Raw genomic sequence first — 19,853 nt, forward strand, 5'->3', positions numbered from 1 at the left:
AAAAACCGCAGTTCTTCTCCCTAATTTTTTACATGGAGACCCGTAAAACCCGAAAAGTTCTATTCCAGGTTCTTACGAAATTTCAGGGCGCTTATGGCGATAATAACCAGTCCGAAAACCAGCAGGTAGAAGACCTGGAACAGCAGGTAACTGAAGCCGACGCCTTTTAGTATAATGCCCCGCAAAATTTCGATGAAATAAGTCAGGGGGATGACGTTGCTGATTTTTTCAATAAACCCCGGCATGGCATCCTGGGGGAACATGAACCCCGACAGCAGGATGTTGGGCATGACCAAAAACATCGTCAGCTGCATGGCCTGGAGTTGGGTGCGGGAAATAGTTGAAATAAGGAGGCCGATACCCAGGGCGCCTACCAGGAAGATAAAAGAAAGGGCCAGCAAAAGCAACAGGTTTCCATGGACAGGTACACCGAACCATAAAATTCCTACGGCAATTGCCAGCAGCAAATCAGCAAAACCTATGATGATGTAAGGAATAACCTTGCCCCACATCAATTCAAAGGGCTTGATGGGCGTTACGATGAGCTGTTCCAGGGTCCCCCTTTCCCGCTCCCTGACCACGGCAAAGGCGGTAAGCATCATGGTGATATTCTGCAGGATTACGCCAATGAGGCCGGGGATGTTGAAATTAACGCTTTTCATCTCCGGGTTGTACCACACCCAGGGCCGGAGGTCTATCCTGGGCAGGCCCAGCTTACCGCTCGCTATCCCCCGCCTCTCTAAAGTTACCGCCGTCAATTGAGCGGATTTAGCCTGGACAATCGCCCCTGCCGCCGACAGCACGGTGCTGGCCGTGGTGGGATCGGAGCCGTCCAGCAGCACCTGGACGGGAGCCGCTTCACCCCGGTCAATGCGCCGGGAAAAATCGGCCGGGATGACAAAGCCTACCCGGGCTTTGCCCCGGTCCACCCAGCCGCGAATATCGTCATGGCTTTCGACGTAGGCCACGACATCAAAGTAATTAGATTGGACTAAAGCCTGGATCAGCTCCCGGCTCCGTTGATCCCTGGCCTGATCCCAGATTATTGTTTTGATGTGCTCAACATTAGTGGAAACGGCATAACCGAAAAGAAACATCTGCATTATGGGCATGAGTAAAATCAGGGCGATGGTCCGGGGGTCTCTCCGGATATGAATAAACTCCTTGCGGACAATGGACCAGATGCGTTTCCAGCTCAATTGTCGCACCCTCCTTTTTTCAACCTTTGTTTATAGACGGGTGCCGCCGGAGGCGGCGCGCAGTTCCTAGCGGGATTGGGCCTCGACCAGGGAGACAAAAATGTCTTCCAGGGCCGGCTCTACCGGCGTAATGGCCTCCACCCGGACATTGGCCCGCTTCAAGGCCTGGCGTACCACGGGAGTATCCCTGGCTATATCTTCTACCACTACGTGCAGGCCCGCCCCATGCATGGCCGCTTCTATCACTTCCGGTACGTCCTTAATTGCCTCCAGGGCCGGCAGCAGGGGGGCACATTCGACCTGGAGTATCTGGCCCCGCATTTTTGTTTTCTTCAGGTTCTCCGGCGTCCCCAGGGCTATCATTTTACCGTTATAGATAAAACCGATGGTATGACAATGTTCCGCTTCATCCATATAATGGGTTGTTACCAGGACAGTAACGCCGGACCGGGAGAGATCGTAAATTAAATCCCAAAAATTGCGCCGCGACACCGGGTCGACACCCCCGGTGGGTTCGTCCAAAAAAACCAGCCCCGGCTCGTGAATCAGGGCACAGCCCAGGGCCAGCCTTTGTTTCCAGCCTGTAGAAAGGGTTCCGGTAATACTTTTCTCCCGTCCCAAAAGGCCGGCCATGGCCAGGATATCTTGTTTGCGCTCTTTTATCCGCCGTGGGGGCAGCTGGTAGATGCCGGCGTAAAATTCCAGGTTTTCTTCCACGGTAAGGTCTTCGTAAAGGCTGAACTTCTGGGACATGTACCCGATGTTCAAGCGGATTGCCTCGGCATCCCGTACGATGTCATAGCCGAGGACAGAAGCCCTGCCGCTGGTGGGTGATAGGAGGCCGCAGAGCATCCGGATGGTGGTGGACTTACCGGAACCATTGGGGCCAAGAAACCCGAAGATCTCTCCCCGGCGGACCTGGAAAGAAACGTCTTCAACGGCAGTAAAGTTGCCAAAACGTTTGGTCAGGCCTTCGACAATGATCGCCGCGGGTGCGCTTTGGGTTATCAAGAGGACTCCCTCCCCGCAAATCCTCCTGCCTGTCTGACCAGGTAAGCAAAGGTATCTTCCAGAGAAGGAGGAATAGGCTGGAGATGGGTAACCCGGATGCCCTGGCGTTCCAGGAGCCCCGGTAGAAGCCTTGCCGTTTCCAGGGCATCGTCGGTCACCAGGTGCAAAGCGTCGCCATAAATCAAGACATCAGCCAGCAATTGTTCCCGGCGGAGGTAGTCCCTGGCAGCGTGGAGCATGGCAATAGTCTCCGCACGCAGGAGCAGGAGTTGGCCCCGGAATAAATTCTTAACTGCCGCCGGGGTACCGCAAGTCAGGATGCGGCCGTTATAAGTAAAGGCGATGCGGTCGCAACGCTCGGCCTCATCCATATAAGGCGTGCTGACCATGATCGTCGCCCCCTCCTCGCGCAACCTGAAGAGGATGCGCCAGAAATCGCGTCGCGCCACCGGGTCTACTCCCGTGCTGGGTTCGTCCAGGAAAAGAACGGCGGGTTCGTGGATCAGGTTACACGCCAGGGCCAGTTTTTGTTTCATTCCCCCTGACAACTGGTCAGCCTGTTTATAACTGTGCTGGCTGAGATTGGCCCACGCCAGGAGCTCTTTCTGGCGCTGCTCCCGCAACCGGCGGGGAACTTCATAGATTTCAGCATAGAATTCCAGGTTTTCCGCCACTGTTAGATCCCCGTACAGGCTGAACCGCTGAGGCATATAACCAATATGCTCCTTAATGCGCTCAGCTTCCGTCCGGCCGTCATAACCCAGAACGGATATCGCTCCGGCATCAGCCGGGAGGATAGTTGCCAGCATGCGCATGGTCGTTGTCTTCCCGGCCCCGTCCGGTCCAACCAGGCCGAAAATTTCCCCCTTCTCCACCTGTAAATCAATGTGATCCACGGCCCGGATCGGTCCGAAGCTTTTTACCAGACCGCGCGCTGCAATGATCATGGCAGGATTGTCATTAACCATGGTTTAATTTGCCTCCTGGCTGTCCAGGTAAACCATGGCATCCGCCGGCATGCCCGGTTTTAGCAGTTGTTCTTCGTTGGCTAAGGCGATTTTCACCTTAAACACCAGGTCTACCCGCTCTTCCTTGGTCTGGATATTCTTGGGCGTAAATTCGGCCTGGCCGGCGATCTCCTTCACCCTGCCATTAAAGCGTTTGCCCGGGAAGGAATCCACCGTTACGACTGCCTGCTGGCCCACCTTTACCTTACCGATTTCCGTCTCAGGGACGTAGATTGCCAGCCAGATGTCCGCGGGATCGCTAAGGGTAACGATGGGAATACCGGGATTCACAACCTCGCCGGCACTAAAATTACACCTTAGAACAATACCGCTAGTTTTAGCCCGGATGGTTGCCTTGGCCAGTTGCTCTTCGGCAGTCTTTAACGCGGCCTTTGCTTTATCAAGGGCTGCTGTCGCGACATCTACATCTTTGCGGCGGGCTTCTACCTGGAAGCGACCGGCAAGGGCGACTTCATAATTAGCCCTGGCGGCGGCTATATCTTCCGGCCGGGAACCGGAGGCAAGCAAAGACAAATTGTCTTCGGCCGCTCCCAAATCGGCCCGGGCAACTTCATAATTTGTTTTGGCCTGCTGGTACTGCTCGTCGGAGATAACCCCCTGTTGGTGCAGCGTTTCCATGCGGCGGAGGTGATCCTGGGCGCTTTGTAATTTGGCCCTGGCCTGGTCGACTTTTTTTTGGGCGGCATCAATCTCTTGCTGGCGGGCACCCGCCGTCAGCTTCTGCAGGGTAGCCAAGGCGGTTTGAATGTTCCCTTCCACCCTGGCCTGTTCGGCGGTATATACCGCCTTCACCTGGGCCAACTGAGCTTCGGCCGCCGCAACCGCGGCTTTGGCCTGGGCCACCTGTCCTTGCAGCTCGGCGTCATCTAAAACAGCAATAATACTCCCTGCCGTTACAAATTGGCCCTCTTGCACCAGCACCTGGCGGATCCTGCCGGGAATTTCCGAACCAACACCAATTTCGGTTGTCTCGATGACCCCGGAACCGTAGAGAACCGGATGCCCTTCGTATATGCCGACGGTGGCGGGCTTAGGATTACGGCTAATAAGGGCAAAGGCGACGCCGGTAAAAATGATGGCACCGGCTATTAACAATCTTTTCAATAAGGGGGGCCACTTTTTGACTAACATCAAGACATCCCTCCGTATGAAAACCCTTTGTAAGTAACCGATTACTTCCTTAAGGTTAGTAGCTAGTAATGCCATTTAGTATGCAACTAATTTGGGGCCGGCAATAGCAAAGAACTCACCTGCGGCCGGCATTGACCTGGCTACCGTCCGACCATAAACATGATAGCTCGGTAGATGTGCTGGCCCTGCTGCCGGGGATCAATGCCATCGTCAAGCCGCCAACGAATTATGGTGCTCTGAATCAGGCCAATAAAGATAAAGGCCAGGGTATGGGCCGGGAAAAAACGCTTAAATTCACCCGTTTCCATCCCCTCGTTAAAAATCGCTTCCAGGGTCCGGGTATAGCCGGCAATAATCCCCCTGATGATTTCCTTCAGACTCGCATAGCTGGTATATAATTCGTCGGAAAAGAGAATGCGCGGCATAGCCGGGCTGGTTGCCGCCAGGGACAGGTGCAGGTCTAAAATTAATTGCAATTTCTCCCCCGGCGGCACGTCCTTGCGGCCGGCTATGGCTGCAGCCTGGCTGGCCAAACGGCCGCCGACGCTCTTAACGGCCGCTGCCAGGATGGCCTCTTTACCGGGAAAGTGCTTAAAAATAGCCCCCTCGCTGAACCCTACCTCCTGGGCGATGGCGGCGGTAGTAAGATTGGCCAGCCCGCGCTTAGCTATAATATCCAGCGCAGCGGCTATTATTTGTTGTTGCCTGGTGGCGCTGGTCTCTTTCACAGTCATGCTATCACCTTCCCTGCTGGTAGATTCAAAGGTTTCTCGTCATTTTCTCCCTGGAGCTAGCCGGCCTAGCGGCAGTTAGTTCAATGCTGCTGCGCGGGCAAACCTCCTGGCAGGCGAAGCAAAAAAGGCAGTAACGGGGCAGGATGCGGTAGCTTTTTTCCGGGGCTTCATTGACAGCGATGGCCCCCGCCGGGCATACCCGCCGGCAGCGGCCGCAGGCCAGGCAGCGATCCGGGTTAATATGGAATCTCCAGCGGCTAACGCCTGCGGGCAAGCTAAAGAGTACGCCAAAGGGACAAAGGTAACGATGCCAGGCAGCCCCGGTGAAAAAGATAGTGGTCAAAATGGCGAAGGGGGCAAGGAGCACAATGAGGTTTATTTTGATAATACCCCGCAGCGTCATCAAGAAAACAAGGAGGAAAAGGATAAAAATTACAGCCCGCAACCATGGGCTCTTGCCTATAAGGGGTATGTCTTTTGCCAACCGCCGCGCCTTTTTACTCACCAGCCAGTTGACGGGGCGCAAGAGGGTATTAAGGGGGCAGAGCCAACCGCAGTAGAGGCGCCCCCAAAAGGGAGTTATGAGCAGGAAAGCCATCATGATTAGCATCCAGAGCTTGTTTTTACCGCTTATTAACAAGTAAACGAACAACAGAAACGCAAGGATTTGCACCACCAGGCGCCAGTGCTGTAGTAAATGCTTCCGTTTCATCCGTTTCATCGCCGCCCTCCTATATAAGTAAATATTCACTTACATTATGGCTGGTAATAACTTCCCTGTCAAGGGTATAAATTCCCCAGCCTATATACCTTTTAGCTAAAGGGTAAAGCTTTTCCTCTTCGGCACGGATGGCCTGGTCAAGGCTCCGGCTAATTCCCATCTAAAGATTTCATTATAAACCAACTTGCAATAAGCGGCATGTGATAAGGATCACACTGACAAAACATTTTTGCTCACAATCGCAGCAAGGAAAAAGGGGTAAAATTGGCATATGGTCTAAAAGAGCAGCAAATCACCATGATAAGGGAGAACCGCTCCATGAAACTCCCCGGTAATTGTTTAACAACGGCCATGGGTATTCTTCCCCATGTCGATCCGGATACAGCCTTGAGACTGGCCCTGTCCCTGGACATACCCTTCTGGCCGCAACTACCCAGGCTGAGCTTTTATGAAGATATGTATGCCCAGGTATCAGAGCACCTGCCCGGCATTAAACTGGATTTTAACGCGAAGGTTATCCGCTTCAATATAAACGACTTTTACGAAGAACTTCCTGCTTATATCGATAACTGGGAAGACCCGGATTACTTTCGCCTCTCACCCAGGTACGCTAGGGTTTACCAGCGTTTTTTGGCGGAAGATTTAGCTCACTATCCCGCCATTCGCGGCCAGTCAATCGGCCCCGTTAGCTTTGGTCTCAAAATAATTGACGAGAAACAGGCACCGATCATCTACAATGACGAAGTCAGGGGGTTCCTCTATGATTTTATAGCTAAAAAAATCCAGGCCCAGTACCTGGATCTGGTCACCAGGAATCCCAGGGCTTTTGTCTGGGTAGATGAACCGGGCCTGGAACTGGTCTTTATGGCCCTTACCGGCTACAATTCGGAAAGGGCCAGGGAAGATTATCGCCATTTCCTGGCCATGCTCCCCGGACCTAAAGGGGTACATCTCTGCGGCAATCCTGACTGGTCTTTTTTGCTGGGCCTGGAACTTGACATTATCTCCCTCGATGCCCTGCAATGGGGGCACATTTTTACCCGTTACACCGGAGAAGTAAAAGAATTCCTGCAAAGGGGCGGTATTATCTCCTGGGGCATCACCCCCACCCTGACCGAAGAGGTAGAAAAGGTAACGATTGAAAAGCTGGTAGCCCAATTGGAAAATCTCTGGGATTATTTGCAAGGGCAGGGGATTAGCAAAGAAACTATTATAACCCAGGCCTGGCTGGCGCCGGCCCGCTGCTGCCTGGTAAATGCCGACGGCACCGCTTCCGTCGAAAAATCCTTCCGGCTGCTCAAAGAAGTTGCCGGAGTAATTAGAAAAAACTACGGGTTATTATAACCTGTAACCCCTGGTGGTCACAAAGCTGACGTTGAAACCATCTCTTTTTGTAAAACGAGGACCAGGGCGATGGTTAATCTGATAGAAGAACTTCTGCTGCAACTACTTGGCGAAATCCCCATGGGGGTAACCTGGATGGATGCTAACGGCCGTTTGTTCTATGCCGACCCTTTGGCCGAAAAGCTTCTGGGACCGGCACCGAGCGCTACCGCCACCTTCCTGGACTGCCACCCACCCCATTTGCACGGGCGAATTCAGGCGTGCTGGCAAGAAATTACAAAGCAATCCTCCTCTATATGGCAGCACACCATTTACCATGGCCACCGCTGGGTGCAGAACTATTTTATCCCTTTAAGCCAAAACGGCTATTTTCAAGGGTTGGTCATCATCAGCCGCGAAATTACCGGGAAACACAGGCGCCCCTATTTTGTCCAGCCTGGCAAACTTTTTCTCTAGAAAAATTTTGAGCCATACAAAAACTGTTTTGTTATTGGGTTGTCATGGATTCAGGTTTGATATTTCTTTCTTCCCACGGAAAATCCTGTTAATAGCCAAATGGGCTTTCGTATACGTTGATTCTCCTCGGCCTTACCTTTATAATGTAAGTTGAGGAGGAAGTAAGGCAGTGCCGGTAGTGACGATATCTTCAAAAGGGCAGCTAATTATCTCCGCTGACATCCGAAAAAAATATGCCATTAAGCAGGGGGACAAGTTTGAGGTGCAGGTGGCCGAGGGGAAGCTGGTACTGGTCCCCCTGAAGGAAAAACCCTTCGCGCGGTTGTACGGAGCGTTAAAGGGTGAAACCAGCCTGGTCCGGTCGCTGCTAGCAGAACATGCCGGGGAAACCGAAAAAGAAAACTATAAAGCCGGGACCGTCGTCCCGGCTTAACGTTTTTCCGGCAAGAAATTGTACGAGCCTACCAACAAGGCGATAATCAGGAGGGCCAGGCCGAAGGGTAAGAGATCAACGGCAACTTCCAGGACGGTTGGCATGTAGGGCCAAGAGCCGACAAACACTGGAGCATTCGCCTGATAGGTGCCTACGGCCACCGGATAGTGCCAGCCTTCTACCTCCATTCCGGGCAGGGAAAGGCTTAAAGGGTACTGATTGAAGGCCGGGAACATTAACATCAAGCGGTGGACAAAGACACCGGCAAAAAGGAGAAAACATCCCCAAAGGAGGTTACGTGGCGATCGCCTGGCTTTTGCCGTAAAGAAATAAATCATAACAAAGGCCGGCAGGACTATTTCCACCAGGTAGAGGGGTACGTAGCGGTTAAACACCAGGGATAGAACCCCCAGGGCTTCGGGGCTGCCCCACCACCAGTGAATTAAGATATCCATGGCTACGAAAAAGAAGTGGACGGCCAGGGCGCCGGCTGTAATCCGGGCCAGGGTATTAAAGGCGCCGGCATACTGGTTAAACCTCTCTTTCCCGGCTACCAGGAGGGCAATCACCAGGACCAGGGCCGTCCCCGAAGCCACCGCCACAGCAATGAAATCCGGAGGTAAAACCGCCGTATACCACCAGCCGCGGGAGGCCTGGGTGGCAAAAATCAAGGCCGTGATGGTGTGAATTAGAATCGCCACCGGGAGCCCCACCATGGCTACCCGCCGGGACCAACTGGCAGAAATGCTTTCTACTTCCTCCTGGGAAAGCTTCCTTGTCCAGCCGTTAAGAAAACCGCATCCTCCCTTTTTCCAGTCAGGCAAAAGCTGAAAATAGACGCTTAAAAAAGTTAATATGGTATAGGCGCTAACAACTATTACGTCCCATATTAAAGGCGACCGGAAATTGGGGTGCAACAGCAAGTTGTAAATCCTGTCTACCCGCCCCAGGTCAGGCAGGATGATTACCGCCGCGGCCATAATGCTGGCAAAGGCGGAAAGGGAAGCAATGCGGGTAAAGGGCTTCAACTGCTCAAGATTGAAAAGGTAAACCGAAGAAGAAACGATTAGCCCCCCGGCGGCAATCCCCACAAAGAAGGCAAAGGTGGCAATGTACAGTCCCCAGCTAAAGGGATTGCGCATACCGGTCACAATCAGGCCGTTTTTAAGCTGGTAACCCCAGGTAAATAAACTTACCAGCAAAAGAACCAGACCAAGGGCAAAAGGCACATTTAGTTTCCTCACAAGGTCTCCCTCCTAGAAAATGTTACTTGCCTGGCTTTGTTGAATGGCGCTATCCCGAGTAAAGGTCTTCCCTTACTTCCGTGGTCCTGCGGGCGGCAGGTAAAAGACCTTGGGCTTTGTACCCAATTCTTCTTTCAGTCTCAGGGCCTGTCGTTGCCGCACCAGGCGGCTTACCTCCGACCGGGGGTCATCGAGGTCGCCAAAGAAGCGGGCCCCGGCAGGGCAGGCCTGGACACAAATAGGTGGATCTCCCTTATCGGTATACTGCACGCAGAAGGTGCATTTTTCCACAATTCCTTTGGGACGATCCGGCTTGTAAACCAGGCGGCCGTTCTGGTCACGATGCTCGAAAGGATAGCCGTAATCATACCCCGGCATATAACCCGCCTTCGCTTTGGCCTTTTGCTGGTCCTCCCAGTTGAACTGGCGCACGCCATAGGGACAAGCAGCCATACAGTAACGGCAGCCGATGCAGCGCTCGTAGTCAACCAGCACCCGGCCCTGTTTGTCGGTATAAGTCGCCCCAACCGGGCAGACCTTTTCGCAGGGAGCGTTCTCGCACATCTGGCAGGACACGGGTAAAAAGTACATCTGCGCTTCCCCGTCTTTAGCGAGGGGGATCTGGTGCTCCTTACTTCCAGGTGTAAATACCCGGTTCCACCAGGTGCCCGGCGGTTGCGAATTATGCTCTTTACAGACCACCGCGCAGGTACGGCAGCCGATACAGCGGTCCAGGTCGATGACCATTCCCAGTTTCATTACGCTTCACCAGCCTTCCTGACATCGCAGAGGGTTTCGTTCCAGGCGGTATTGGGGGCCCATATGCCGGGCACAAAGTAGACCTCATGGGTGGGCTTGATAAAGGGATAGGTTAATGAGTTATAAGAATCTCCTTTGAGATAGCGGCTCCACCAACCCTGCTCAAAGACGATGATTTTTCTCCCCTGACCGGGGTCCAGAACGGCGTAACCTCTAACCTTGCCGCGGTCGTTGTAAACTTCGACCAGGTCTCCCTCTTTAATCCCTTTTTCAGCCGCGTCCTCAGGGTTTAAGAAAACCTTCGGCTCATTATCCTGCAGCTCGTTCATCCAGATATTATTGGAGTGATTGGAGTGAATACGATAAAGGGAGTTACGGGTAATGAAAGCAAACTGGTACTTGCCTTTGGCTCCCGGGTTTAAGGCATACTCGCTTTCTACAAAGGGCGGCTTGTGCACAGGCAAGGTTTCGCCGAGTTGCATAAAGGTATCCTCTTCCTTGTAAAATTCGATCCTGCCGCTTTTTACAAATTGAGCGGTAGCTTCCAGCGCCGCCGGCCGACTGACGGGTGGGAAGGGCTTTTTAAACTGTACCTGCTCGTAAAAGGGGATCTGGCGGTTTCCCGGCACCTCCGACTTCAGGCGCACAGGGCCTTTCTTGAGCTGTTCCAGGGTAATCCCGGCCACCTCCGAGCCGCCGGTTTTGAGGAGCAGTTCAATCACCTTTTCAGCCGCCGCGTTTTCATCCAGCCCGGGAAAGAAATGTTTTTCAAACTCGGGGTTCAGTCTCCTGGCAATTTCCCTGGCGATCCAAATTTCGGATTTCGATTCATACAAGGGCTTTATGGCCGGCTGCTGCAGCTGCATATAAGGATGCAGGGGTGTAGTCGTCAGCTCCGTCTTTTCGTACCAGCTGGATACGGGGAATATGACGTCGCTGTAAAGGCAGCTGGTGGTCATCTGGTGGTCCATCCCCACAATGAATTCCAGCTCGCCTTTTACCGCCATCTGCCGCAGGCGGTCGGCCATATTATGCTGATCGAAGGGATTTCCCCATCCAAAAATCAAGGCCTTTACCCCGTGGGCCGGCCACTTCGCTTTCATGTTTGCTGTGGGGCCGTGGAGGATATAAAGCCAGGGCAACCAGCGCGGTGTTTTCGGGAACCACCATTCTTTTACGTTAAACCGGATCTTGTACTGTCCGGCGTACGTCGAAATACCTGCCCCGGGCTTTCCGATATTGCCTGTTAGCACCGGCAGCAGGGCCAGGGCGCGACCCTTAAGGTCACCGTGATACCACTGGTAGTTGCTGGCACCGTAGATGACATGGAGGGGTTTTGTAGTCGCCATCTCCCGGGCCAGGCGGACAACGGTATCCCCCGGTACCCCCGTTTCTTGTTCCACATAGGCCGGTTGATAGGCAGCCAGGTGTTCCTTCAGCAGCTGGAAGATTGGTTTTGCCTTCACCCTGGTGCCGTCCTTTAATTCCACTTCCAGCTCCCCTTCCAGGGCCACATTGAGGGGAAGCTCGAGTTTTTCCGGGTGCACAACAAGGAAACCGCCGTTATAAGCGACAAAAGCTTCCCTGTAGGGCGGTACGTCGGCGGGCCTTTCCAGGCCTTTTACTTCATCCGCCCTGAGGCGTTTTCCGGTATCGAGGCGCACCAGAAGGGGCATATCGGTAAAGGTTTTGATAAATTCTTCGTCGTACAGCTTTTCTTCGATTATCACCCGGGCCATCCCCAGGGCTAAGGCCGCGTCACTACTGGGTTTAAGCTGCACCCATTCATCCGCCTTGGCGGCCGTGGCACAGTAGTTGGGATCAAAGACAACGAGTTTGGCGCCGTTATTGCGCGCTTTGATTAAGAAATCGGAATCGATCAAACGGGTGACCATAATATTCGAGCCGAAAACAGCGATATAGCGGGAATTGGTCCATTCCAGGGGTTCCAGCTCTTCTGACTGGACGCCAAAGGTCTGGGGCCAGAACATGGGCAGGTCACCGTTTTTATCATAAGGATGGTTCAAATTCCATCCCGCCAGGGTGGAAAGGGCAATCCACGCCCCCTTCTGAACGTGTCCGGTTCCGCCCACCTGAAAGCTAAAGCAAATAGACTCCGGGCCATATTTGGCGGCTATTTCCTTTAAACGGTCAGCGGCGTAGTCCAGGGCTTCTTCCCAGGAAACCTCTTTAAATTCCCCCTTACCCCGTTCTCCTGTCCTGATGAGGGGCTTTTTAATGCGATCGGGGCCGTAAATAACGTTAATATAACTCAGGCCTCTTAAGCAGCCCCGCGGACCGTACTCGGGCTCGGGATAGTCGTTGGTGGGAAACAGGGCCTTTATCTGCCCGTCTACTACCATGGCCTTTATCCCGCAGGAAGAAGTGCAGTTGGGCGAGCAAGTGCTGCGCACGTATTTAACGTCTTTTAAAGGAGCAGGGCTTTCCCCTACCGCGGCCTCGGAAACAAGATACTTGCCCGTTCCGGCAACCCCCATCATGACGGCGGCAGCCGCCGACGCCTTTAAAAATTGGCGTCGTTTGAGCTTTACACCCATTATCCCTACCTCCATGGATTGTGAAAGTAACATATTTTTACTTGTGTTGTATTGCAAGTTGCATGCCAATAAAACAAAAAGCCCCGGACCATGTCTTTCCGGGACCCTTTTTTATGTCATATCAATAATGTCTCTAAAATCTTAGAATGCCTTTCTAGTTTTATAGAAACCCCTTGGCCGTTTTAGTTTTTACCCCTTCCCTCATGCCCCATGCTCCTGTACTACCCCCCATTTCCGGGAACCCGCTTTTCAATCCGACAGGCGCCTGCCTTGGCCCGGGGCTGGCCGGAAAGGGGATCGACGAACCGTCCGGTTAAAAGGTTGGCCGCCCGACGTTTCCTCCCTTCACCGGGGTCCAGGTCGCCGAAGTGAAAGGGTATAAAGACTTCCCCCGGTGCCACAACCTCAGTAAGCCTGGCAGGTACTTCGACCCAGCCCCGGCGGGTTACCACCCGCACCATCTCTCCTTCGACCACCTGCAATTGGGCCGCGTCCCGGGGGTTAATTTCGACATAGGCTTCAGGGGCCAGGGCCTGCAACTCCGGTATGCGCTTGGTCTTGGTGCGGGTATGGTAATGCTCGATAATCCGGCCGGTATTGAGCCAGAAGGGAAACTCCTCGTCAGGAACCTCCGGCGGTGGTACATACGGAACAGCCCACAGGCGGGCTCGGCCCTCCGGATTATTGAATGCTCCGTAACCCTGGGCTTCTTCCGGCCGCGTGGGAAACACGCCGTCGCTGTAAAGGCGCGGCGTTTCCCGCCCGCCTTCCGGACAGGGCCACTGGACGCCGCCCTTCCTTTCCAGCAGGGCATAGTCCACACCCGTAATATCATTGGGCCTGCCGCGGGTCAGCTCCCGCAGCTCACGAAAGGCGTCTTCCGGCCCCTTCCAGGCAAATAATTCTTCCGCCCCCAGATACCGGGCCACCCGGGCGACGATGGCCAAATCCTCCCACGCATCTCCAGGTGGAGCAACGGCTCGGCGGACCAGATTCAGGCGCCGTTCCGAGTTGGTAACTACTCCCGTTTTCTCCCCCCATCCCGCGGCGGGCAGGAAGATATCGGCATAGGCCGCCGTCTCCATGGGATAAAAAATGTCCTGGACGATTAAAAAGACCTTTTCCAGCTGGCGGCGGCTGAAACCCAGATCCGGTAAAGATACGGCCGGGTTGGTGCCGATAACCCAGAGGACCTTAAGCTTCCCGTCTTCTATCATCTCCAGCATACGATTGATGTCATTTATCCTGCGCGGTAACTTTTCTACCTGTATACCCCAATAATCGGCCACCTGGCGGCGGTGCTCGGGATTCTCTGGATTGCGAAAACCCGGCAGGGAACCGCCCCCGCCGATTTCCCGCATGCTCATGGACGATGCCTGGCCGGTCAGGGAAAGGGGGGCCGAGCCCGGCTTGCCGATTTTACCAGTTACAAGATGTAGGGAGTTAATCAGGGTTACCGTATCGACCGCCTGGCAGCTCTGGTTGACGCCCTGGCAGAATACGGTCACGGCGCTTGGGGAACGGCCGAAAAGGCGGGCGGCGGCCACAATATCCGCCGCCGGTACGCCGGTAAGATTTGCCGCCCGCTCCGGTGGAAAGGCGGCGGCCGCTTCTGCCAGTTCTTCAAACCCCACCGTAGAACGCCGGATAAAATCTTTATCCAGCATGTCTTCCTTAATCAAAACATTAATCAGGCTGTAGAGTAAGGGAATATTGCTACCGCAGCGCAAACGCAGGTGGAGGTCGGCCGCCCGGGCCGGCAGGGTCAGGCGCGGGTCGGCCACCATGATTCTGGCCCCGTTAAGTTTACGGTTGCGTAAAATCCGCTGCCATAGCTGGGGGTGCATCTCCGCCGGGTTGGCACCGAAAATGAAAATGAGGCCGCTCACATCCAGGTCTTCGTAACAGCCGGGCGGGGCATCCACACCAAAGGAGCGGATATGGCCGCTTACCGTGGAAGCCATGCACAGCCGGGTGTTGGCGTCGATGTTGGGCGTTCCCAGGACGCCTTTGGCCAGCTTGTGGATGGCGTAGTATTCCTCCAGGGTCAGCTGCCCACCGTGGTAGATGCCCACGGCCTCCGGCCCGCCGGTGGCCAGGCCCTCCCGAAAGCGGTGCGCCACCTCGGCCAGGGCTGCTTCCCAGATGACGGGTTCCATCGCCCCATTCCGGCGCCGGAGGGGCACCGTCGCCCGCTCCGGGTGATCCAATATCTTCCATTCATAAAGACCTTTAAGGCACAGGTGGCCTTTATTTACCGGCGCGGCAGGGTCGGCCTTGACCGCTACCGCCCGTCCACCTTTAATCCCCAGGTAGAGGCCGCAGCCGGTACCGCAGTAGCCGCAGGTTGTAGCTACCCAGCGATCTACGGCCAAATCTTCCCGTTCATGAAACAGGTTGGCTATTCCGTGCTGCAACTCTGAAAGTGCCACCGGCATCATCCTTTTTTATTCTATATCATAACGCTTTAATTTCTGATACAGGCCGGAAGGGTGAATTCCCAGAAGCCTTGCCGCTTCTTGCTTGTTACCCCCGGCGGCCGCCAGGGCCCTCTGAATGGCCGCCTTTTCTGCTTCGGCAACGGCCTCCTTTAAATCCAGGCCGGCCCCGCCGTCCCTGACCTGTTGCATCGAAGCCGGCAGGTGTTCGCGGCGGATAATGTCTTCCCCGGGCTCCAGGAAATTAAAGGCATGCTCCAAAACGTTTTCCAGCTCGCGGACATTACCCGGCCAGGGATAGCGGTAAAAGAACTCCCGCACCGCCGGCGCCAGACCCCTGACGTCCGTACCGTAGCGGCTGTTAAGGCGCCGAATAATGGCCGCCGTCAAAACCTCGATGTCCTCCGGCCTTTCCCTTAAGGGTGGAATAGTGAGGTTTACTACTGCAAGGCGGTAATAAAGGTCGCGTCGGAATTTGCCGGCCGCCTCCAGGGCCAGGAGGTCCTGATTGGTGGCGGCGATGATCCTCACGTCCACCTTGATGGTGCGGCGGCCGCCCACCCGTTCAAAGGCCCTCTCCTGCAAGACGCGCAGGAGTTTAGGCTGCATGCTTAAGGGCAAATCCCCGATTTCATCAAGGAAGATGGTACCGCCGTCGGCCAGTTCAAACTTACCCGGCCGCCCACCCCGGGCCGCTCCGGTAAAGGCGCCTTCTTCGTAGCCGAAAAGCTCTGCCTCCAACAGGTTTTCCGGGATAGCGGCGCAGTTGATCTTTATCAGGGGTTCATTACAGCGCGGGCTGGCCCGATGGATGGCCTGGGCCAGGAGTTCTTTGCCGGTACCGCTCTCACCGGTGATTAAAACGCTGGCGTCGCCCCGGGCCACCCGGGCCGCCAGTCTTTTTAGCTGCGTCATGGCCGGACTGGTCCCCAGGATGCCCTGCCAGGCGTCCTGCTCACCCTTAAGGGAGGCCAGTTCCTGCTGATAAAAGAGGATTTTGCCCTCTAGAACCTGCAGGCGGCGGGTGATGTCCTTTATGCCTGCAGCGGCCAGCTCCTCACAGGCCACGGCCTTGCTTACCGCACCTAAAAGGTTGCCGGCCGCATCTTTGACAGGCATTTCCGACAACATCAGTTTCTTTCCCACGCAACTGGCTTCAAAGGCGACTACCGGCCGGCCCTTAGCCAGGACCTCCGACATACGGCTGAAGGGCAAAACCTCGTCGATTTTTAGTCCGACAAGAGCCTCCGCCCGGCGCCCCAGGAGTTCGGCATACATCTGGTTGATGCTTACAATTATACCCCGGCGGTCCACAACCGCAAGATACAGGGGTAAATCATCAAGGATGGCGGCATAAAGGTCATTAAGGGCGTGAAGCTGCGCTGCATCCGGTCGATGTTCCGTAAAAAGGACGACGACGCCCCCGCGGTTGTCGGGAAAATAATCGACGCGGTAGTTTGCGGACCCGGAGGCAAAACTAGTTCCCAGGAGGGGATGGCCGCTGGTTAAGACCTCGGCCAGGCGCGTCTCCGGAAAAATCTCCGGCAAGCGGCGGCCTTTTAGATCCCGCCCGGCCAGCCCCAGGATGGCGGCGGCCAGGGGGTTGGCGACTTGAATGCGGCCGCCGGCATCGACGTAAATCATCCCCTGGTGCAGGGTGTTAAAGGTTGCGGCCCAAAATTCCCCGGTATTCCCGGCCATCTTTTCCCTCCCCTCCCCAATAATCTTTTTGTCCGTTATTATGTTAACATCTCGCCTTCCTTCCTGCAACCCGGCCACTTTTCCTACATCCGGTCTAGACGGCACACGCATTCAATGTGGTAGGTGTGGGGAAACATGTCCACCGGCTGCACCGGGCCGGGAGTGTATCCCCTTTTTTGCAGCAGGGCCAGGTCCCGGGCCAGGGTCGCCGGGTTGCAGGAAACGTAAACTATGCGGCGTGGTTGCATGACCGCTACGGCATCAATCACCCGGCGATCGCAGCCGGCCCGAGGCGGATCCAAAACCACTACTTCCGGACGGTAACCTTCCGCCGCCAGATGCGGCAGTAACCTTTCCGCGGCCCCGACATGGAACCGGAGATTGTCAACCTTATTTAACACGGCGTTGCGCCTGGCGTCTTGCACGGCTCCTTCTACCACTTCCACCCCGATAACCATACTCGCCCGCCTACTCAGCCACATGGCGATAGCTCCACTGCCGCAGTAGGCATCCAAGACCTTTTCGCCTCCCTGTAGTCCTGCCATAGCCGCCGCCAGCTCGTAAAGGACTTGGGCCTGGGCCGAATTTACCTGAAAAAAGGTCGTCGCCGATATATGAAAACGCAACCCGTCCAGGCGTTCCTCCAGGTAATTCCTTCCCAAAAGGATTGTTTCACAATAACCTTCTCCTGAAGGCAGGGCCACTACCCCTACCAGTTCCGGAAAACGGCGGGATAGTTTTCCGGCCAGAACCTCCCCTTCCGTCCAACCGGTCCGGGCCTCCAGGGCTAAGAGCATCTCTCCTGTGGCCCATCCCCGCCGTAAGATAACATGTTCCGGTCCCCTTCCCAGGACCGGCAACAACCGCGCCAACTCCCGGACTACTTCCATAAATTCTGACGGCACCAGACGACAGTGGAAAAAGGGAACCACCTCATGACTCCCCGGCCGATAAAAACCGAGGCTGTTATCGGCCACATGAAGTCGCACCTTGTTGCGGTATCCCCACGGGTTGACCATTCCCAAAACGGGCAAGACACTAACGTCCCGTAAACCTCCCAGGCGCCGCAGGGCTTCAACAACCAGGCGCCGTTTCCATAAAAGCTGAGCGCGATAGTCCAGGTGCTGCAGTTGACAGCCGCCGCAGGAGCCGGCCTCGGGGCAAGGCGGTAAAACCCGATCCGGGGAAGCTTTTTCGATCTCCAGCAGCCGCGCCAGGGCGTAATGTTTTTTCCTGGCGCTGAGCTCGATTTTTACCCTCTCTCCCGGCAGGGCCCCCGGCACAAAGGCGACCATGCCGTCCGGCAAGCGCCCAACGCCCGCCCCCTCGTGGTTGAGCCCGGTTATTTCGATTTTCTGCATTTTATACCCACCGCAGGGCAAAATATAAAAGGAAAATCATGATTGTATTCCAGGTGGCATGGGCGATAATGGCCGCGACGATGTTTTCCGTCCGTTCATAAAGATAGGCCAGGCCGACGCCCCCCATGGTAAGGGGGAGGAAGCGGACAAGATCGAAGTGGAGCAGGGCAAAGATTAAGCCGCTGCCGAGAAGTCCCTTTTTCAACCCGTAACGTTCTTTGAGGACGGGAAAAAGAAAGCCCCGGAAATAAAGTTCCTCGGTTACAGGGGCTAAAAACGAGGCAAGAAACAGCGGTATAAGCAAATCGCTGGGCCGCCGGGCGTGGATGACCAGTTCAGTGAAGGGTTGGGGAGCCTGATCGGGTAAAAACAACTGCAACAGGCTGCCCACTAAAATTACCAGCAAAAATAAAACCAGCCCGCCACCCAGACCTGAGGTGATGGCTCTAGGGACAGTAGTTGTTTTTAAGCCAACGGCTTCCAATCCCAGGCCGTTTTTAACGCGGACGATATAATGGAGCCCTCCCAGGACGGCCGCACCCTGGGCCAAGCCTACCATCAGATATCGATAGGCCGGGGCCAAACCCGGAGCAAAAAAACGCACCAGCAACGCCGTACCGTAACCCGCCGTCACCATCCCCAGCAAGACCAGGAGACACTGCCATAGATTCCAAGGTATTTTCTCCGTTTCTCCCGCCATCGGTTTCACCTCGCTAAAAATATATAACAAGCCCCCTACCTTTGCAACTGCTGCCTACGGTTGATGTACCTTTCCACGGCGCTTACGAAGGCGGCATGGGACCAGGTTAAAGGAGAAACCGACACCTCGTCCACCCAGCATCCCAGGCGGTTTCTTTCTCTCCCGATATGGTTGGGCCAACCGACATAAGGGTAATATAAATCACGCATATTAAATTCGGCGTCGAAATTGATCAACAGCGCCCGTTTCCCAAAACCAGCTCGCGCGGCATGGTTATCGCCCCTTTACTTTCCTCGGCTCGGCGGCAATAAAGTTAAAGTAAGTGGATATACTATGCGATGAGCCAAAACGGCCCATTAGCATTATTCCACCAGAGAGCGGTGATTATTGCATGATAACCCTTATCGTCCTGTTGGCCTTGGCCCTTTTGGCGGGGATATTTATCTGGTATCGGCGCCGACAGACCGCCCGCCCAGCAGCCAAACCCCTGCCGGTGGTCGAGACATCGCCAAGGAAAGAGTTACCGCAAAAATACGGCAAAGATGAGATTGTCCTGATGGTGAAGGACCCCTACTGGCTTTATGCCTACTGGGAGTTAAGCGATGCCAAAAAGGAAGAGCTTAAAAATCGCTTCGGCCTGAGCGCCTGGGAGAAATCCCGCCCCCTACTGCGCATCTACGATCTGACTAATAATCCCTATGATTTTCTTCACGCTCCCTTTTTTGAAATTGCCATAACGGAAATGGCCGACAACTGGTACATTCATACAGGTAAGCCCTGCAGCACCTTTTGTGTCGACTTGGGGCGGTGGTTTCCGGAACACGGCTTTGTCACCATAGCCCGCTCCAATATAGTCACCACTCCGGCCGACAGACCCAGCGAAGTTATCGATCCCCTCTGGCCGCCCCTGGAAGCCTGCTGGCAGGCCGTCGAGGGTTATGGCAAGGCAAAGGGTATCAGTTCTTCCCTGCTGGTAAAACCTGAGGAATAAGGGCGGGGATTATATAAAACCCGTCCTTAAATCATTACATAAGT

At 54.8% G+C, this 19,853-nt stretch carries 18 protein-coding genes; 4 read left to right on the top strand and 14 right to left on the bottom strand.

Annotated features, from left to right (window positions below; all coding sequences use genetic code 11):
- Positions 1-59: 59 nt before the first annotated feature.
- The 6 genes from MHFGQ_RS10420 to MHFGQ_RS10445 form a co-directional block, all read right to left on the bottom strand.
- Positions 60-1,208: an ABC transporter permease gene (locus MHFGQ_RS10420; protein ID WP_245907927.1), complete on the bottom strand. Its 1,149-nt coding sequence runs from the start codon at positions 1,206-1,208 to the stop codon at positions 60-62.
- 57 nt (positions 1,209-1,265) lie between these two features.
- Entirely contained in the window at positions 1,266-2,210 is a 945-nt protein-coding gene (locus tag MHFGQ_RS10425; RefSeq protein ID WP_106006611.1) for an ABC transporter ATP-binding protein, read from the bottom strand.
- Complete coding sequence (locus MHFGQ_RS10430) at positions 2,207-3,178, bottom strand: ABC transporter ATP-binding protein (protein WP_106006610.1); 972 nt, start codon at positions 3,176-3,178, stop codon at positions 2,207-2,209. Before MHFGQ_RS10430 ends, MHFGQ_RS10425 begins: the two co-directional genes overlap by 4 nt.
- Positions 3,179-3,181: 3 nt before the next feature.
- Positions 3,182-4,369 carry an HlyD family secretion protein gene (locus MHFGQ_RS10435; RefSeq protein ID WP_106006609.1) on the bottom strand — a complete coding sequence of 396 codons (1,188 nt, stop codon included), beginning with the start codon at positions 4,367-4,369 and terminating at the stop codon, positions 3,182-3,184.
- Positions 4,370-4,509: 140 nt separating this feature from the next.
- On the bottom strand, positions 4,510-5,103 hold the full coding sequence (locus MHFGQ_RS10440; protein WP_106006608.1) for a TetR/AcrR family transcriptional regulator: 594 nt from the start codon (positions 5,101-5,103) through the stop codon (positions 4,510-4,512).
- Positions 5,104-5,128: 25 nt separating this feature from the next.
- Positions 5,129-5,824 (bottom strand): 4Fe-4S binding protein, encoded by a 696-nt coding sequence (locus MHFGQ_RS10445; RefSeq protein ID WP_170066428.1) that lies wholly within the window; start codon positions 5,822-5,824, stop codon positions 5,129-5,131.
- 318 nt (positions 5,825-6,142) lie between these two features.
- Between MHFGQ_RS10445 and MHFGQ_RS10450 the strand changes: the two genes are divergently transcribed.
- The 3 genes from MHFGQ_RS10450 (at position 6,143) to MHFGQ_RS10460 (ending at position 8,057) form a co-directional block, all read left to right on the top strand.
- Positions 6,143-7,168, top strand: coding sequence for a hypothetical protein (locus MHFGQ_RS10450; RefSeq protein ID WP_106006607.1), 1,026 nt, complete (start codon positions 6,143-6,145; stop codon positions 7,166-7,168).
- 69 nt (positions 7,169-7,237) lie between these two features.
- Positions 7,238-7,624: a PAS domain-containing protein gene (locus MHFGQ_RS10455; protein ID WP_106006606.1), complete on the top strand. Its 387-nt coding sequence runs from the start codon at positions 7,238-7,240 to the stop codon at positions 7,622-7,624.
- Positions 7,625-7,793: 169 nt separating this feature from the next.
- Positions 7,794-8,057 carry an AbrB/MazE/SpoVT family DNA-binding domain-containing protein gene (locus MHFGQ_RS10460; RefSeq protein WP_106006605.1) on the top strand — a complete coding sequence of 88 codons (264 nt, stop codon included), beginning with the start codon at positions 7,794-7,796 and terminating at the stop codon, positions 8,055-8,057.
- Here MHFGQ_RS10460 and nrfD read toward each other — a convergent pair.
- The 8 genes from nrfD to MHFGQ_RS10500 all read right to left on the bottom strand — a co-directional run bounded on the left by nrfD (position 8,054) and on the right by MHFGQ_RS10500 (position 19,054).
- Positions 8,054-9,301, bottom strand: a complete 1,248-nt coding sequence (nrfD, locus tag MHFGQ_RS10465; protein ID WP_170066427.1) for an NrfD/PsrC family molybdoenzyme membrane anchor subunit — start codon at positions 9,299-9,301, stop codon at positions 8,054-8,056. The genes MHFGQ_RS10460 and nrfD overlap by 4 nt on opposite strands.
- 72 nt (positions 9,302-9,373) lie before the next feature.
- Entirely contained in the window at positions 9,374-10,060 is a 687-nt protein-coding gene (locus tag MHFGQ_RS10470) for a 4Fe-4S dicluster domain-containing protein (protein ID WP_106006604.1), read from the bottom strand.
- Positions 10,060-12,618, bottom strand: a complete 2,559-nt coding sequence (locus MHFGQ_RS10475) for a molybdopterin-dependent oxidoreductase (RefSeq protein WP_245907926.1) — start codon at positions 12,616-12,618, stop codon at positions 10,060-10,062. The genes MHFGQ_RS10470 and MHFGQ_RS10475 overlap by 1 nt, the downstream gene beginning before the upstream one ends.
- A 221-nt stretch (positions 12,619-12,839) precedes the next feature.
- Entirely contained in the window at positions 12,840-15,050 is a 2,211-nt protein-coding gene (locus MHFGQ_RS10480; RefSeq protein WP_245907925.1) for a molybdopterin oxidoreductase family protein, read from the bottom strand.
- 15 nt (positions 15,051-15,065) lie between these two features.
- Positions 15,066-16,757 (bottom strand): sigma 54-interacting transcriptional regulator, encoded by a 1,692-nt coding sequence (locus MHFGQ_RS10485; RefSeq protein ID WP_106006625.1) that lies wholly within the window; start codon positions 16,755-16,757, stop codon positions 15,066-15,068.
- Between the two features lie 83 nt (positions 16,758-16,840).
- Positions 16,841-18,118 (bottom strand): 23S rRNA (uracil(1939)-C(5))-methyltransferase RlmD, encoded by a 1,278-nt coding sequence (gene rlmD, locus MHFGQ_RS10490; protein WP_106006601.1) that lies wholly within the window; start codon positions 18,116-18,118, stop codon positions 16,841-16,843.
- Between the two features lies 1 nt (position 18,119).
- Positions 18,120-18,818, bottom strand: coding sequence for a CPBP family intramembrane glutamic endopeptidase (locus MHFGQ_RS10495; RefSeq protein ID WP_106006624.1), 699 nt, complete (start codon positions 18,816-18,818; stop codon positions 18,120-18,122).
- A gap of 35 nt (positions 18,819-18,853) precedes the next feature.
- A complete protein-coding gene (locus tag MHFGQ_RS10500) occupies positions 18,854-19,054 on the bottom strand; it encodes a hypothetical protein (RefSeq protein ID WP_106006600.1) in 201 nt (66 codons plus the stop codon).
- A 155-nt stretch (positions 19,055-19,209) separates the two neighbouring features.
- Here MHFGQ_RS10500 and MHFGQ_RS10505 point away from each other — a divergent pair, with 155 nt between their 5' ends.
- Complete coding sequence (locus MHFGQ_RS10505) at positions 19,210-19,809, top strand: DUF4912 domain-containing protein (RefSeq protein ID WP_170066426.1); 600 nt, start codon at positions 19,210-19,212, stop codon at positions 19,807-19,809.
- Positions 19,810-19,853 lie beyond the last annotated feature (44 nt).

The organism is Moorella humiferrea, from assembly GCF_039233145.1.
Classification (GTDB): domain Bacteria; phylum Bacillota; class DSM-521; order Neomoorellales; family Neomoorellaceae; genus Neomoorella; species Neomoorella humiferrea.